General features: G+C 64.5%; 7 protein-coding genes. 2 read left to right on the top strand and 5 right to left on the bottom strand.

The window, feature by feature from the left end; all coding sequences use genetic code 11:
* Positions 1-10: 10 nt before the first annotated feature.
* Positions 11-3,283 carry a discoidin domain-containing protein gene (locus ACFM35_RS11170; protein ID WP_378841995.1) on the bottom strand — a complete coding sequence of 1,091 codons (3,273 nt, stop codon included), beginning with the start codon at positions 3,281-3,283 and terminating at the stop codon, positions 11-13.
* A gap of 61 nt (positions 3,284-3,344) precedes the next feature.
* Here ACFM35_RS11170 and ACFM35_RS11165 point away from each other — a divergent pair, with 61 nt between their 5' ends.
* Complete coding sequence (locus ACFM35_RS11165) at positions 3,345-6,014, top strand: glycoside hydrolase family 3 C-terminal domain-containing protein (protein ID WP_378841993.1); 2,670 nt, start codon at positions 3,345-3,347, stop codon at positions 6,012-6,014.
* Between the two features lie 86 nt (positions 6,015-6,100).
* On the opposite strand, the gene ACFM35_RS11160 is transcribed toward ACFM35_RS11165, so the two are convergent.
* The 4 genes from ACFM35_RS11160 to ACFM35_RS11145 all read right to left on the bottom strand — a co-directional run bounded on the left by ACFM35_RS11160 (position 6,101) and on the right by ACFM35_RS11145 (position 14,880).
* Positions 6,101-8,938 (bottom strand): discoidin domain-containing protein, encoded by a 2,838-nt coding sequence (locus ACFM35_RS11160; protein ID WP_378841991.1) that lies wholly within the window; start codon positions 8,936-8,938, stop codon positions 6,101-6,103.
* A gap of 173 nt (positions 8,939-9,111) precedes the next feature.
* Entirely contained in the window at positions 9,112-11,391 is a 2,280-nt protein-coding gene (locus tag ACFM35_RS11155; RefSeq protein ID WP_378841989.1) for an alpha-L-rhamnosidase, read from the bottom strand.
* Positions 11,392-11,472: 81 nt separating this feature from the next.
* A complete protein-coding gene (locus ACFM35_RS11150) occupies positions 11,473-13,743 on the bottom strand; it encodes a glycoside hydrolase family 3 N-terminal domain-containing protein (protein ID WP_378841988.1) in 2,271 nt (756 codons plus the stop codon).
* 111 nt (positions 13,744-13,854) lie between these two features.
* Complete coding sequence (locus ACFM35_RS11145) at positions 13,855-14,880, bottom strand: LacI family DNA-binding transcriptional regulator (RefSeq protein WP_378841986.1); 1,026 nt, start codon at positions 14,878-14,880, stop codon at positions 13,855-13,857.
* A 239-nt stretch (positions 14,881-15,119) separates the two neighbouring features.
* Between ACFM35_RS11145 and ACFM35_RS11140 the strand changes: the two genes are divergently transcribed.
* Positions 15,120-16,397 (top strand): ABC transporter substrate-binding protein, encoded by a 1,278-nt coding sequence (locus ACFM35_RS11140; protein WP_378841985.1) that lies wholly within the window; start codon positions 15,120-15,122, stop codon positions 16,395-16,397.
* The last annotated feature ends 32 nt before the right edge of the window (positions 16,398-16,429 follow it).

Here is a 16,429-nt window from a genome sequence, read left to right as displayed (position 1 = left end):
GCTGTGGGGGTTAGTAGCTGGTGTGGAGGGTGATGTTGTTGATGTTCCACCAGTGTGTGGTGGTGCTGGTTTGGGTGATGCGGATGTAGCGGGTGGTGGTGGGGGGGATGGTGATGGGGCGTTTGTAGCCGTATCCGGTGCCGGTGGTTGTGGTGGTCCAGGTGGTGCCGTCGGTGGAGGTGTCGATGGTGAAGCTGCGGGGGTAGTCGGTGGTTGCCCAGGGGGCGGTTTCGAGGGTGATCATGGCGACGGTGTGGGTGGTGCCCATGTCGATTTGATACCACTCGCCGCCGGTTTGGGGGTGTCCGCTGGTCCAGGCGGTGTTGTTGATGCCGTCGATGCCGGAGGTGGGGGTGGTGTCGGGGGCGGTGGTGGAGGCGGTCGCGGTCCATCCGGTGGGGTCGATGGTGATGGGGTTGTAGGTGGAGAGTCCGCCGGCGTATTTCTTCACGGTCTCGACGAAGCGGTCGTTTCTGGTGAAGTTCGTGGTGGTGAACTGGGTGAGTTTGCGGGTGAAGGTGGCCTGGTCGTCGCTGTTGATGATCGGTACCGGGTTCTGGTTGTCGTAATACATGCCCCAGTAGCCGAAGGCGTCTTCGGCTTGCCCGCGGACTTTGTAGGTCCAGTTCGACCAGGACACGTGTTGCGCGTTCATCCCGGCCATGAATCGGGCCCAGACGTCGTCGTTGTAGTAGAGGGAGTACTCGCCGTTCAGGATGGGAACGCCTGGGTCGGTGAGTCGTTGGGGGGTCGCGGCGAGTTCGTTGGTGACGAGCTGGTTTTGGGCGTTCCAGTCTTTCGGGGCGGACATGTCGTAGGGGTGGAGTTGATACATCACGTTGGTCCAGCCGTAGTCGTCGGGGTCGGCGATGGAGTCCATGCCGAGGAACGCGGGGAGCACGATGAGGTGGTCGGGGTCGATCGCGCGGACGGCGTCGTAGATCCGGTCGAAGAAGTCGTTCTTCTTCTTCAGGTCGTCGGTGTCTTCTGCCGGGTCGATGAGGGGTTCGTTGATGAGGTCGTATCCGGCGACGGCGGGGTTTCCTTCGTAGCGGGCGGCGATGTTCTCCCAGATGTCTTGGACCCAGTCCTGGTAGGTCGGGTTGCCCCAGAACCCGTTCGGAGACGGGCCGATCCGGCCGCAACTCCCCCAGGAGCATCCGCCGCCGGGCACCATGTGCAGATCGAGGAGGACGTAGATGCCGCGCTGAGAGGATTCCTCGATCAGCCAGTCCAGTTTCTCCCACGGGTTCGGTTTCCATGTCCCGTCGAGGTTCAGGAACGTGTTCCATCCGATCGGGACGCGGATGAAGTTCAACCCGGTCGCGGCGATGTTGTCGATGTCGGTTTCGGTGATCCAGGTGTCTTGATGCGCGTCGATCACCGACTGGGCCCCCTTGACACCGAACCGGGCGGTCAAGGTGTCATTGAGGGAGTAGTCATCGGAATACAACCCTGCGGTCAACTCACCCACCGACCACCACTGCAACGCCGTACCGGTCTGCGTGAGCCGGAAGAACCGCAAGGCCTGCGCAGTGAAACCGATGTTCGTCGCCTTCACAGAACCCACCCCCACCGCCACCGTCGACCACAACACCCCATCACGCGACACATCCAGCACGAAACCACGCGGCCAGTCGTTCTCCTCGGGCACGTTCTTCCCCGTGTCGATGGAGACGTTGTTCAATGTGACCAGGGCGCCAAGATCAACCTGTATCGACTGGCCGGGAGATTGGGCGACACCCGTCGACCAATGCGAGCTCGCGTTGCCGTCGAGCGCATTCCCCGCATCTGCGCCGTCGGTCGTCACCGCAGTCCAGTCGTCACGGTCCATGATGTTCCCCGTGGCGACAGCGACCTCGGCGACCGACCATCCCTGTGGGGCCGAACCGTGGGAGACGATCCGCAGATAGCGTGCATACTTCCACGCCTTGAAATCCGCCTCAATGGTTCGGTTCTCGCCGTACCCGCTGGCGACCGGCGTGAAGATGGCGTTGTCATCGGAGGTCTGAAGCTCCCACTGCCGCGGGAAGTCCTCCGGGTGCGCCGCACCCGAGTCGACCAGCACCCGATCCATCTGGATGCTTCGGCCGAAGTCGACCGTGATGGCTTGACCGGGCGACTGAGCGACGCCGCTCTGCCAACCGGTCGTGACGTCCCTATCGACCGCCATGGACGCGTCCCGCGCCCCGCCATCCGGGTGGGATGCCGTCGCCGACTGTCCACGAGTGCTGAGGACCGGATCGTAGAACAAGTTCAGCTCCGCGACCGACCAGGGTTCGTCGGCCGTCGCGGTTTGCGTCAGGCGAACGAACCGCGCCGTCTGCGGGACGAACTTGATGGTCATCACACTCTCGAGGCCTCGTACCTCGGCCACGTCCACCCACGCTGAGCCGTCCGCGGAAGTCTCAACACGTAACGCCCTGGGATAGTGCCCCTCCACGCTGCCGACGTCGGCTACGACGCGATCGACGAGGGTAGGAGCACCAAGGTCGAGCTGCAACCACTCGGCGCCGGCCTGGCCGAGTTCTGTTGACCAGGCGCTGGCCAGGGATCCGTCGACGGCGTCCACTCCCGTGCCGGTGGACGCGGTTGTCGACCATCCCGTCCGGTCGATGGCGAACTCGCCGAGCGGCGACATCCAGTCCTCCTGCGCAAGCCAGCCGCCGACGTTCGTCCCACGAAGGTTCGTGACCTCACCCGCCCCGGCGTCCGTCTTCAACACGCTGCCGCTGGCCTTGAGGAAGTCATCCTTGCCGAGACCGCGGGAATCCAGGTTCGACGTGAACGGGACGCATGAAGTCAACAGCGATGCGACGAGAACGGCAGCGAGAAGGGTGAACCCGCGGCAAGACCCACTGGTGATGACAGATGTCGGCAGGTCTGACCTACGCGGCCGAAGGTCCTCTGAGTCGGGTGCCATCCTGCGAGTGTAGACCGGTTGACAAAATCTCCCTGGGAAAATACTATGAGCACACCAGGGGCGGCAGTTGACAAGCCCCACACCCTCAACTGCGTCCCGTGGCGAGTAGCCGAAGTGCCCTCCAGCACTCGCCCTCCTCGTGTGGGTCCCACCGCAGCGGATCCATAGGAGACCACGTTCCATGTCGCGTACCCCCGCAAATCCCTCGCAGGCGATGACGCCCGCGCCGCTCACCGCAAGAAGAATCAGGGGAGGGGCCGCGGCCGCGCTCGCTCTTCTCCTCGCGTTCACCGGCCAATCGCTTGCTGCCTCGTCGGCACAGGCGGCTCCCACCGATCCCGCGTGCGCGTGGACCGACACGGAGAAGTCCCCAGAAGAACGTGCAAATCTACTGCTGGACGCGTCGTCGGTCGAACAGCAAATGCGATGGCTGAATGAGGCCGCTGCCAACGACACCATGTTCACGGAGTTCAATACGGCCGGCGGGCTGGGCCAGCCCCCTGGGCCACCGGTGACCTACCCGGAGCACCCGGCGTGCGTGCAGTTCAACGCTGATATCGACGGCCCGTGGGGCGTCGCGTACGGCACCGGAACCACCGCATTCCCGGTGCCGGTCGCGCAGGCGGCCAGCTGGGACGTGGAGCTCACGGGGGCCAAAGGTGCGGTGATGGCCGACGAAGCCTGGAAGCAGCAGTACAACGCGCTCTTCGCGCCTGGCATCGACCTGGTTCGCCACCCCTGGGGTGGCAGAAACGCCGAGTACTTAGGAGAAGACCCGCTTCTGGCCGGCACCCTGTCCGCAGAGTGGATCCGATCCCTTCGGGAAAGCAACCCGGGTCAGCCTGTCGCTTCCGTCCTGAAGCACTTCGTCGGGAACCAGCAAGAGTTGGATCGAGCGGCGAGCTCGTCGAACATCGACGAGCGCACTCTCCACCAGCTCTACCTGCAGCCGTACGAGATCGCGTTCGATGCAGACCCCGCCGGCGTCATGTGCGGCTTCAACCAGCTCAACGGCATCTTCTCCTGCGAGAATCCCGATCTGCTCAAGACCAACCTGCGCGATCAGCTCGGCTTCGAGGGGTTCGCTGTCACCGACAACGGGGCTCAGCATTCGACAGCCGCGTCGCTCGATGCCGGCCTTGACCAGGAGCTCAGCCTCCCGCTGTACTTCGCGCCGCCCAAGCTGAACGAGGCCCTCGCGTCCGGCGACATCACCGAAGAGCAGATCCGGGGAGCGGCCTTCCGGGTGCTGCGAGCGAAGTTCGCCAGCGGCATCCAGGACTTCGCACTCCCCGAGACCGGCCGCTACTCCGACGTGCGTACGACACGCTCCAATGCTGTGGCCTTGGAGATGGCGGAGAAGGGGTCCGTGCTGCTCAAGAACGACGGCATCCTCCCGCTGCAGACCGCCGGTCAGACGATCGCCGTCTTCGGTCCGACAGCTTCTAACGAGATCACCCCGGATCCCGCGTACGACCGCGGGGGTGTGAGTGCACGCACCGTGTGCACCTCGCCGCTGTTCGGAGTCACCATCGCCAACGCTGTCATCGACTGCCACCAGACGGCTCCTCTTGACGCCATCGCGGCCCGCGCAGCGCAGGATGGCAGCACCGTCGTGTACAACAACGGCACCGACCTCGAGGAGGCTGCGGAAGTGGCCGCCGGCGCAGACGTCGTCGTGGTGTTCGGCTTCAACCTTTCCGGCGAGTACTTCGACCTCGACACCCTCGACCTCTTCAAGGGCGGCAACGAACTGATCGACACCGTCGCCGGCGCGAACCCGAACACCGTCGTGGTGCTGGAGACGGCCGGGCCCGTGCTGATGCCGTGGATCGACGATGTGCCGGCCGTGCTCGAAGCCTGGTGGTCGGGAGACAAGGGCGGCGACGCCATCGCCGGTCTGCTCTTCGGTGACGTCAACCCGTCGGGGAAACTACCGGTCACCTTTCCGAAGGAGGCTGCCGACCTGCCGACCGGTGCAGGCAACAACGACCAGTACCCCGGCACATTCGCTGACGGATCCACAAGGCGGGAACCGGACTCGACCGAAATCCGTCAGGTGAACTACACGGAGGGCCTTCAGGTCGGCTACAAATGGTACGACGAGCAGGGCATCGAGCCGCTCTTCGAGTTCGGGCATGGACTGTCCTACACGCAGTTCGAGTACTCCGCTCTGAACGTGGCGACCGCGATCGATGAGATCACCGGCGCCGTGCGCTCGACCGTGAGCTTCACCGTCACGAACACCGGCGCAGTCGATGGCGCGGAGATCCCGCAGGTATACGTCGAGTTCCCCGAGGTGGCAAGCGAACCCGGCAAGCGTCTCGTCGGGTTCGACCGCATCGAGCTTGCGGCCGGCGAGCAGCGCGCTGTGGAGGTGGTCATCGATTCCGAGGCCAGCAACAACCCGCTGTCCGTGTGGGATGTGGACGCTGATGTGTGGAAGATCATCGACGGCGACTACCTGCTGTCCGTCGGCGGCTCCTCACGCGATCTGCCGTTGCAGACCACGATCGGCATCGCGAAGCCGACCACCCCATCTGCGCCGGCTGCGCCGACCGTCGTGGCATCCGGAACCTCTGCCGCAGTGTCCTGGACTGCTCCGGCGGCCAACGGCTCGACGATCTCGTCGTACCGCGTCGAGGTATGGGACGCCGCAGGCACGTCCGGCCCACCGGCATCGCCTGTGCGCAGCGTCACCGTGGTCGACGGGCTGACGGTAGCCATGAGCACCACGATCACCGATCTGCCGGTCGGCACCTACACCGCCACGGTGGTCGCAGTGAATGGTCAGGGCGAGTCCCCCATCTCTCCCGCTTCGGCCTCATTCGCGATCGCCGCGCCCACCCCGGGCGGCGGCGGAGGCGATGGAGGAGGGTCCGGCGCGGGTGGTGGCACCGACACGACCGGCGGCAGTGGGTCAGTAGCCGGAACGCAGACGGGTCAACGGGACGGCTCACTTGCTGTCACCGGTCTCGTCGCCCCGGTCGGCATCCTTGCCGCCGTGAGCGCGCTGTTGGTGGCGATCGGAGTATTCGTCCGCTCGCGCTCACGGTCGCGTTCGAAGCTTCGCAGCGAAGGATCGAGCTGACGCTATCGACGTGCTGACCTCGCGTCGGCAACAACGGAGCCCCGGGACGACAGCCCCGGGGCTCCGTTGTTGGTTTGCTGTGGGGGTTAGTAGCTGGTGTGGAGGGTGATGTTGTTGATGTTCCACCAGTGTGTGGTGGTGCTGGTTTGGGTGATGCGGATGTAGCGGGTGGTGGTGGGGGGGATGGTGATGGGGCGTTTGTAGCCGTATCCGGTGCCGGTGGTTGTGGTGGTCCAGGTGGTGCCGTCGGTGGAGGTGTCGATGGTGAAGCTGCGGGGGTAGTCGGTGGTTGCCCAGGGGGCGGTTTCGAGGGTGATCATGGCGACGGTGTGGGTGGTGCCCATGTCGATTTGATACCACTCGCCGCCGGTTTGGGGGTGTCCGCTGGTCCAGGCGGTGTTGTTGATGCCGTCGATGCCGGAGGTGGGGGTGGTGTCGGGGGCGGTGGTGGAGGCGGTCGCGGTCCATCCGGTGGGGTCGATGGTGATGGGGTTGTAGGTGGAGAGTCCGCCGGCGTATTTCTTCACGGTCTCGACGAAGCGGTCGTTTCTGGTGAAGTTCGTGGTGGTGAACTGGGTGAGTTTGCGGGTGAAGGTGGCCTGGTCGTCGCTGTTGATGATCGGTACCGGGTTCTGGTTGTCGTAATACATGCCCCAGTAGCCGAAGGCGTCTTCGGCTTGCCCGCGGACTTTGTAGGTCCAGTTCGACCAGGACACGTGTTGCGCGTTCATCCCGGCCATGAATCGGGCCCAGACGTCGTCGTTGTAGTAGAGGGAGTACTCGCCGTTCAGGATGGGAACGCCTGGGTCGGTGAGTCGTTGGGGGGTCGCGGCGAGTTCGTTGGTGACGAGCTGGTTTTGGGCGTTCCAGTCTTTCGGGGCGGACATGTCGTAGGGGTGGAGTTGATACATCACGTTGGTCCAGCCGTAGTCGTCGGGGTCGGCGATGGAGTCCATGCCGAGGAACGCGGGGAGCACGATGAGGTGGTCGGGGTCGATCGCGCGGACGGCGTCGTAGATCCGGTCGAAGAAGTCGTTCTTCTTCTTCAGGTCGTCGGTGTCTTCTGCCGGGTCGATGAGGGGTTCGTTGATGAGGTCGTATCCGGCGACGGCGGGGTTTCCTTCGTAGCGGGCGGCGATGTTCTCCCAGATGTCTTGGACCCAGTCCTGGTAGGTCGGGTTGCCCCAGAACCCGTTCGGAGACGGGCCGATCCGGCCGCAACTCCCCCAGGAGCATCCGCCGCCGGGCACCATGTGCAGATCGAGGAGGACGTAGATGCCGCGCTGAGAGGATTCCTCGATCAGCCAGTCCAGTTTCTCCCACGGGTTCGGTTTCCATGTCCCGTCGAGGTTCAGGAACGTGTTCCATCCGATCGGGACGCGGATGAAGTTCAACCCGGTCGCGGCGATGTTGTCGATGTCGGTTTCGGTGATCCAGGTGTCTTGATGCGCGTCGATCACCGACTGGGCCCCCTTGACACCGAACCGGGCGGTCAAGGTGTCATTGAGGGAGTAGTCATCGGAATACAACCCTGCGGTCAACTCACCCACCGACCACCACTGCAACGCCGTACCGGTCTGCGTGAGCCGGAAGAACCGCAAGGCCTGCGCAGTGAAACCGATGTTCGTCGCCTTCACAGAACCCACCCCCACCGCCACCGTCGACCACAACACCCCATCACGCGACACATCCAAGCGGTACCCGCGAGCCCAGTCGCCTTCGTCTGTGGCGTCTCGTGCCGTGTCGATGGAGACGTTGTTCAACGTGACCAAGGCGCCAAGATCGACTTCGATCTCCTGCCCGGGGTTCTGGGCGACCCCCGTCGTCCATCGCGAGGTGACGTCGCCGTCCAGAGCGTTGGTGGGAGCAGAGCCTTCCGAGGCAGTGATCTCCCACGTGGAGCGATCGAGGATGTTTCCCGTCGAGATCGATACCTCCGCGATCGACCACCACTCCGAAGCAGCGCCATGGGAGACGATGCGCAGATACCTCGCGTACTTCCATGCCTTGAAATCCGCCTCGACGATCCTGTTCGTGCCGTACCCGCTCGCCACCGGCGTGAAGATGGCGTTGTCATCGGAGGTCTGAAGCTCCCACTGCCGCGGGTAATCGTCCGGATGCGCCGCGCCCGAGTCGACCAGCACCCGATCCATCTGCACAGATCGACCGAAATCCACGGTCACGGTTTGTCCCGGCGCTTGAGGGACCCCGCTTTGCCACACGGTGGAAAGCGCCCCGTCCATTGCTGCAGACGGCGTCACGCCAGGACCGCTGCTAAAAGCCTCGACGCGTTGCGGCGGGTTCGTCAGAACAGGGTCGAGGAACAGATTGAGCTCTCCGACGGACCAGAAGTACTCGGCAGTCGATGTCTGAGTAAGGCGAACGAAGCGCGAGGCCTGCATCGCGAACTTGACGGTGGTGACGCCACTCGTTCCGGGTTGGGCCGCGACGGACTCCCACGTGGAGCCATCCGAGGACACCTCGATGACGAGTGCGCGCGGAAAATCGCCAGACGCACCGCTGTCATCGAGGGAGAGTCGATTGAACTGCGTCGGTGCACCCAGATCGAGGTGCAGCCACTCGGTCCCGGACTGTAGCTCGCCGGTCGTCCACCTCGTGGCCTGCGATCCGTCCAAGACCGCCGCGGCCTCTCCCGAAGATACGGTGGCAGACCAACCGTGCCGATCGATGGCGAACTCGCCAAGAGGCGACATCCAGTCTTCTTGCGCCAGCCAGCCGCCGACGTTCGTCCCGCGAAGGTTGATCACATCCCCCGACCCGGACCCCGTCCGCAGAACGCTCCCGTCTGCTGTGAGGAAATCGGATCCGTCCAGAGCATCAGCGGCATGCGCCGGGAGCGGTGGCGCGAACGGGGTGACCAGCAGCACGGTTGCGGCCACGGCGAGCACAAATGACGTTCTCATCGATCCTCCTTGATCAGTCCCGTCGACCTGGCGCGCACAGTTGTGTGCTGCGGCCGGGCCATCGAGCGAGAATCTCCAGTCTCACCCGTCGCCGAGGAGCTCGTCAATCGGTTTACGCGGATTCGTCGACCGGTTGACGAAAGACCAGTGCCGTCAGTCGGCTGAGGGCTTGCTCACGCTGCCGCTTCGAGTTCAGCGGGGGCCGGGACGGAGATGCGATGGATGCCGGGGGTCAGTACCCGTTCGAGGTGATCGGGCCACTCGAATACGGCCGTCGTCCCCGTCGGGAGGACGATCTCGAAGTCGATGACGTCGCGGGCTCGTTCCCATTGCACGCTGACCGTGCCGTGAGGTGAATTGAGAGATGTGCGTGCCCAGTCGATGCCTGGTCCGATTTTGGGCGCGATGAGAACCTGCTGGTAGCCGGGGGAGAGGGCAGCGATGCCACCGATCTCCCGATGCATCCAATCCGCGACAGCTCCGAGCGCGTAATGGTTGAAGCTCGTCATGTCCCCCGGATTGATGCTGCCATCCGGAAGCATCGAGTCCCACCTCTCCCAAATCGTCGTCGCACCCATCGTGACCGGGTAGAGCCACGACGGGCACTCGCGCTGAAGAAGCAGGCGGTAGGCGGTGGCGGTATGACCCGTCGAGGTCAACGCGTCGGCGATGAAGGGCGTGCCGGCGAAACCCGTCGATATGTGGAAGCCGCTGTCGGCGACGAGCTCCGCGAGCCGGCGACCGGCCCACTGTTGCTGCGTCTCATCGAGGAGGCCGAAGACGATCGCCAGCGAGTACACGGTGGTCGAGTCACTGTGGATGCGATCACCACGCACGTACTCGGCAACGAATGCTTCTCGAAGATGGTGCGCGTGCTCAGTGAATTCAGCTTCTTCCGCAACGTGCCCGAGGATGCGGGCGGACGCGGCGATTCGGTGAGCTGTGCGATACGCGCATGCAGTGGCCACGACGCCGGGATCGGCTTTCGCAGAACCGGGGCTGTCTGCGGGAGCGTCAGGATCGAGCCAGTCTCCGAACTGGAACCCTGTATCCCAAACCCCGCTGGGTGAGAGCAGCGACTGCACCCGCCGGCCGTGGCTGAGCATGGACTCGAAAGAGCGGGCGAGGATGCGCGCGTCACCGTAGGCCTCCCACAGCGCCCACGGTACCCAGACGGCGGCGTCGCTCCAGAATGCTGCGGCCTCCTCCGCTCCCGCACCCGGCTGGGGGATGGTCGCGTTCTTGAGGATGTCCGGCACGATATACGGCACGACGCCATCATGATGGGCTTGTTCGAGGGCAAGATCCTGCAGCCAGTCGGCGAGAAACTCCTTGACATCGAAGAGGAATGCGGCCGTGGGCGCGAATGCGGATATGTCGCCAGTCCAGCCGAGCCTCTCATCGCGTTGCGGACAGTCCGTGGGGATGTCGATGAAGTTGCCGCGCATCCCGCGAACGATGTTGTCGTGCAGCTGGTTCAGTTCGGGAACGGAACATTCGAAGAGTCCGGTGCGGCGAAGGTCGGTGGAGATGACGATCGCGGTCACTGCTGCGGTGATGTCATCATCGCTTCCCGGCCAGCCTGTGATCTCGGCGTAGCGGAAACCGTGGAAGGTGAATGTCGGTTCGAACGCATCGTCCCCACCGCTGAAGATGTACCTGTCGACGGAGGACGCTGAGCGGAGTGTGCGCACGGCGAGTTCACCGTCTTCGAGGACTTCCGCGTGACGGAGTGTCAGTCGGTCTCCGCGCGGTCCACGGACCTGTACACGGAGAAATCCCACGATGTTCTCGCCGAAGTCGACGAGCGTGGCGCCACTCGGGCTCTTCCAGATCTGCCGTGGCCGAAGTTCATCGACGCGACGGACGGGTGGTGCCGGGTCTTGGTCGAACCTTTCAGGAACGAAGTCGACAGCGTGCGTGCGACCCCATAACGCGTCGTCGAATCCCGCGCTCTTCCAACGGTCGTCGTGGAGCCGTGCGTCGATGTGCTGGCCGTCGTAGAAGTCGTTGAAGGTGATCTCGCTGCCGCCGACTCTCCAGGTATCGTCCGTGACGATCTGTTGCTGGTATCCGTCGGCGTAATCTACGACGAGCTGAGCGTAGGCGGCGATCTCACGTCCGTACCGTCGCGTCTCGATCCATCCCAGCCTTCCGCGATACCAGCCGTTGCCGACCGCGATGGCGATCGTGGATTCCTGCGCCAGAAGGCGGGTCACGTCGTGCTCGACGTAGTGAACTCGCCACTCGTAGCTCGTCCACCCGGGTGTGAGCAGATCGTCAGAGACTGGCATCCCGTTGATCCAGGCCTCGCAGATTCCCAGCGCGCTGAGCTTCAGCGTGGCCGAGACGACGGCGCCATGGTCCGGCTCGAGCGAGAACTCGCGCCGGAACAGCGGAGCACTTTCGGGCTCGGCATCTGCGGCGATGAATCGTGCGGTCGGGGAGGACATCAGCAATCTTTCTCGTTGGTGGGCGTGGACCTCGTGCACTCGCAGCTCAGCGAGATGGGGCCGGAACTTCGGCCTGCGCTGTCACGCGGGGGCGCCGTTCACGATGAAGGTTTTCGTGAGGAGGTCGCGCGGTCGCGAGCTGCGCCCGACATGGAGTTCGAATACGCCCGATTCCACCGTTCGCGTGCCGGCGGCGTTGACGATACTGCATGCCGAGACGGGAACCGTCACGGTCACGTCCCTTCGCTCTCCAGGCTCGATGGTCACTTGTGTGAAGGCCTTGAGCTCCTTCTCGGCCCAGGTGGCGCTGGTCACGAGATCGCTGATGTATGCCTGCACGGTTTCGACTGCCGGGCGTTGCCCGGTGTTTTCGAGGGTGATCGTCGCGGCGACGGTGTCATCGGGGTCGAGCTCGGAACTCGTCAAGCGGAGGTCGGAGTATTCGATGGTGGTGTAGCTCAGGCCTTCACCGAAGACGAAGAGGGGCTCTTGGGTGAGGTCGGCGTACCGTTCTCCGTGTTGGCCGCGGACGGTGTTGTAGTAGACCGGCAGTTGGCCCGCATGGCGCGGGAAGGAGATCGGAAGACGCCCAGAGGGGTCGATGACTCCGGTGAGCAACTCTGCGATTGCTCGACCTCCCTGCATTCCCGGATTGAACGCCTCGATGATCGCCGCGGCGCGATGGGCGGATTCGGGTAGGACGCTGGGTTTGGAATGAACGAGAACCAGGACGACGGGGGTAGCAGTCTCGACCAGCGCGTTCAACAGTGCGGCCTGGGCTCCCTGCAGTTCCAGGGTCGCGGTCGATTTGCTCTCGCCGGTGAGGGCGACGGTGTCGCCGAGGACGACGACTGCCCAGTCCGCTCCCGCGGCTGCCTCGATGGCTTCGGCGATCAGAACCGGGTCGGGCGACGACGGGACGAAGACCTGGGGGCGGGGTTGTCCGTCCCGGAGTACCTCACCTGCGGGGTCGGGGCGCTCTTCACCGATGTCTGCTCCGCGAGCGTAGGTGACGGACCAGTCGCTCGGCGCGATCAGCCGAATCCCGTCCAAGACGGTCGTGGTGAGCTCGCGGGGATGTCCTTCCGGCAGCCAGGGAATCTGACCCGAAGCCCCGGCCCAGTCGCCGAGCTGGGCATGCTGATCATCGGCGTTCGGACCGATGACAGCGATGCGCGGCGGTCGGGATGCGTCGGGCGAGGGCTGGAAGGGAAGGATCCCGTCGTTGCGAAGCAAGACGAGGGAGCGGCGGGCCATCTCGAGATTGATCCGCGCGTGTTCCACGCTCCCGATGACGCTTCGTCCCGGCCGGCTGCTCCGGCGGGCGTTGCCGAAGAGCCCCAGGTCGAACTTCAGGGTGAGGATGCGGCGCACGGCGTCATCGATCAGGGCCTCCTCAAGGCGCCCGTCTGTCACAGCCTGCCGGGCGGCGTCGAAGAATTCGGGGGTGGTCATCACGAAGTCGTTGCCGGCCTCGACGGCGACGATCGCCGCCTCGACGTGGTCGGCGCAGACATGCTGCTCCCACACCATCCGGCCGACGTTGTCCCAGTCGGTGACCAGGGTGCCGGTGAACCCCCACTCGCCCTTGAGGACGTCTTTCAGCAACCATTTGTTCGCGGTGATCGGGACGCCGTCAATGGCTTGGTACCCCAGCATGAAGGTGCGGCATCCGGTCTCGACGGCCCGTTGGAAGGGCGGCAGGAACCATGATCGAAGTTTGCGTGGGCTGAGGTCGGCTTCGCTGGCGTCCCGGCCACCCTGCGTCTCGGAGTATCCCGCGAAATGCTTCGCGGTGGACAGGATCGCGGTGGGATCAGAGAGACCCGCCCCCTGGTACCCGCGGATCATCGCAGCGCCGAGTTCGCCGATCAGGTGGGGGTCCTCGCCGAATGTCTCGTCGACGCGACCCCAGCGCGGATCTCGGGCGATGCACAGCACGGGGGAGAAGGTCCAGTGCAAGCCCGTGGCCGACACCTCCATCGCCGTGGCGCGCGCGCCTCGTTCGACGAGTTCGGGATTCCATGTGCAGGCCATTCCGAGCTGTGTCGGAAAAATGGTCGCGCCCGGCCAGAAGGAGTGGCCGTGTATGCAGTCGTCGGCCATCAGCAGAGGAATGCGGAGGCGGGTCTTCGCGACCAGACGGTCCGCCTCGTCGATACGCTCCGGCGAAGCGTGCAGAAGCGACCCGGCCAGCTGGCGGGAGACGAGATCATCGAGGTCGCCCCGTGCGTCCGACTGCATCATCTGGCCGACCTTCTCGGCAAGTGTCATCGACCTCAGCAGCTCATCGACGAATGCAGGGCCCGTCTGCGAGGCGTGTTCGTAAGCGCTTTCCGGTGAGCCGGTCATCCTGTGCCTCCACCCGGATTGTGCACCGGTCTACATCGACGATTCGACCACCGTACGCACGAGGACGCCATCGTGTCAACCGATACACGTCCTCAGACGTGCGGGGATCGGTCACACCGTTTGCGTAGACGTGCGTGCGCGCAGTTCCGGCGAGATGACCTCGTGACGCGCCTCCGTCCGACCCTGCTGGATACGCTCGAGCAGCAGCCGAATGGCACGGATGCCAGACTCACGGCCGAATTGGTCCACGGTGGTGAGGGACATGATCGGATGAGACGCCAGGTCGATGTCGTCATAGCCCGCGATCGAAACGTCTGCGGCAGTGAGGCCCAGTTCGATTCGCGCACGGAGCGCGCCGATGGCGAGTGTGTCGTTCGCGGCGAAGATCGCGGTGGGTCGGTCGGACGCGCTCAGAAGACCCATGCTCGCGTCGTACGCCTCGGGCTCCAGCGGCCCGGAGAACACGGATCGCGGTGACAAACCGCGCGAGGCCATCGCGGCGTCATAGGCGCGACGCCGAATGGTGTGGGGGAGGAGGTCTTCCGTCACCTGCGGATACGCGGTGATCGAGAGATGCGCGATACGGCGATGGCCGAGCTCGAAGAGGTGCTCCATGACGAGCTCGGCGCCCCGGGCATCATCGTTCGTGACGGTGTCGTAGTTGATCGAGGGATCGTGCCGGCCCAGGAGCACGATCGGGATGTCGAGCCCGAGGCGCTCGAGCCAGTCGGGGGCTACTTCCGGGGAGATCGCCACGAAACCGTCCACCTGCCGGTCGACGAGCGCATTCAAAACGGGCGCACCCTTCAGGTCGCCGATGGCGGGAGCGATGATCAGCTGGTACCCCGATCCGCCCAGCTCGTCGGCGGCGCCCTGCATGATCTGCGTGAAGAAGTCGTTTCCGAGTTGCGGAATCTCGAAGCCGATCGTGTAGCTCGCCCCCCGCATCGAGCGGGCAGCGATACTCGGGCGATACCCGAGTGCGTCGATGGCAGATTCGACTTTCGCTCGCATTCCCGGGCTGACGCCATAGGCGTTGCGGATGACCTTCGACACGGCGGCCTTGGAGACGCCCGCGGCCGCGGCGACGTCGTCCATCGATGGACGCGACTTCCGCTGCACGTCGGGTGCCGTCATCGGTGAACTCCTCTGTCGCGGAAGTATCCGCCGCCTATCCCCCTCGCGAAGAGCGAGATGACTTCATGATACGTCGATCGATTTACATCGAACGGATAACGGGAACGTAGACCGGTTGACAAAAGCTGGACAAGCCGCTTATCGTCATGAACGCGCCACCGTGCCGCTTCTCCGCCGATGACGCACAACCCGCCCCGGGCGATAGGCCGGGATCACCCTGAAGTCCAATGGAGCATTTCATGCGAAAAGCAACAGCAGCAGCACTTCCCGTCGTCGCGTTGACGACGCTGGCACTCGGCCTGGCCGGCTGCTCTTCCGGACCACAGTCCGGCTCGGGCGGCGGCTCAGACGGCGACACCGTCCTCACCATGTCGGCGTGGGCGGACGATGACATCGCCGCGGCGCTCATCAAGAAGTTCGAAGCCGACAACCCTGGGGTGACCATCGACTACACCGGTCTCCCCTGGCCGGGTATCACCACCCAGATAAACACCGAACTGGTCTCGGGCACAGCCTCCGACATCGTTGTCGTGTTCCCCGGCAACGGCGGCCCCATCGCCGCGCAGGTCCTGGCGAAGGGTAACTACCTCGCTGACCTCAGCGACGCGGAATGGGTGGGCAACTACAACGACGCCAACAAGGCGGTCATGGGCGCTGACGACAAGATCCTGATGGGCTCGAATGGGTTCACGATCATTCCCGCCGTCTACAACACGCAAGCGCTCGAGGCCGTCGGCGCCACCGCACCGACGACCTGGAGCGAAGTGCTCGACCTCTGCTCCACCGCGAAGGCCCAAGGCAAGGTCGCTTTCGCCCTGGGTGCGCTGGCAGGAGGCAATTACAACTACCTCCCGTACGCCCTGTCCGCCACCCTGGTTTACGGCCCGAACCCCGATTTCGTCGAGCAGCAGACGTCGGGCGACGCGTCGTTCAGCGATTCGGAGTGGACGACCGTGCTCGACAAGTATCGCGAGCTCACGGATGCCGGCTGCTTCAGCGCGGACGCCACGGGAACGAGCCTCGAGGTCGCTCAGGGCCAGGTAGCCAAGGGCGAAGCGCTCGGCATCGTGACGGTCAGCCCCCAGATCAGCGCAATCGAAGAGATGGCACCGGAGGGAACCACGTTCGAGACGGCAGCCTTCCCCGCGACCGATGACGCGTCCGAGACGGTTCTCCCCGTCGGACTCGGTGCCGGCTACGGAGTCAACGCCAAGTCTGAGCACATCGACCTCGCCAAGAAGTTCGTCGACTTCTACCTCTCCGAAGAGGGGCTGAACATCGCCCTCACCACGGGATCGATGTTCCCCAGCGCACCGGTCGACGGCTTCGCTGCCCCCGAGGCTCTTGCCGGCGTCACCGAGCAGGCGCAGGGGGACAAGACGTTCTCCTTCCCCGACCAGACCTGGCCTAACGCCGTCGTGAACCAGACTTACGTCGACGGCCTCCAGGCTTTCCTCGGTGGCCAGACCTCCGCATCCGACCTTCTCAAGCAGATGGACGACGCCTTCAAGGGCTGAGGCCAGCCGACCTTCCGGGTCGCAGTGCCGGG

Origin of the sequence: Microbacterium songi (assembly GCF_042747925.1) — a bacterium.
Lineage (GTDB): Bacteria > Actinomycetota > Actinomycetes > Actinomycetales > Microbacteriaceae > Microbacterium.
This window is presented reverse-complemented; position numbering and strand designations above follow the sequence as displayed.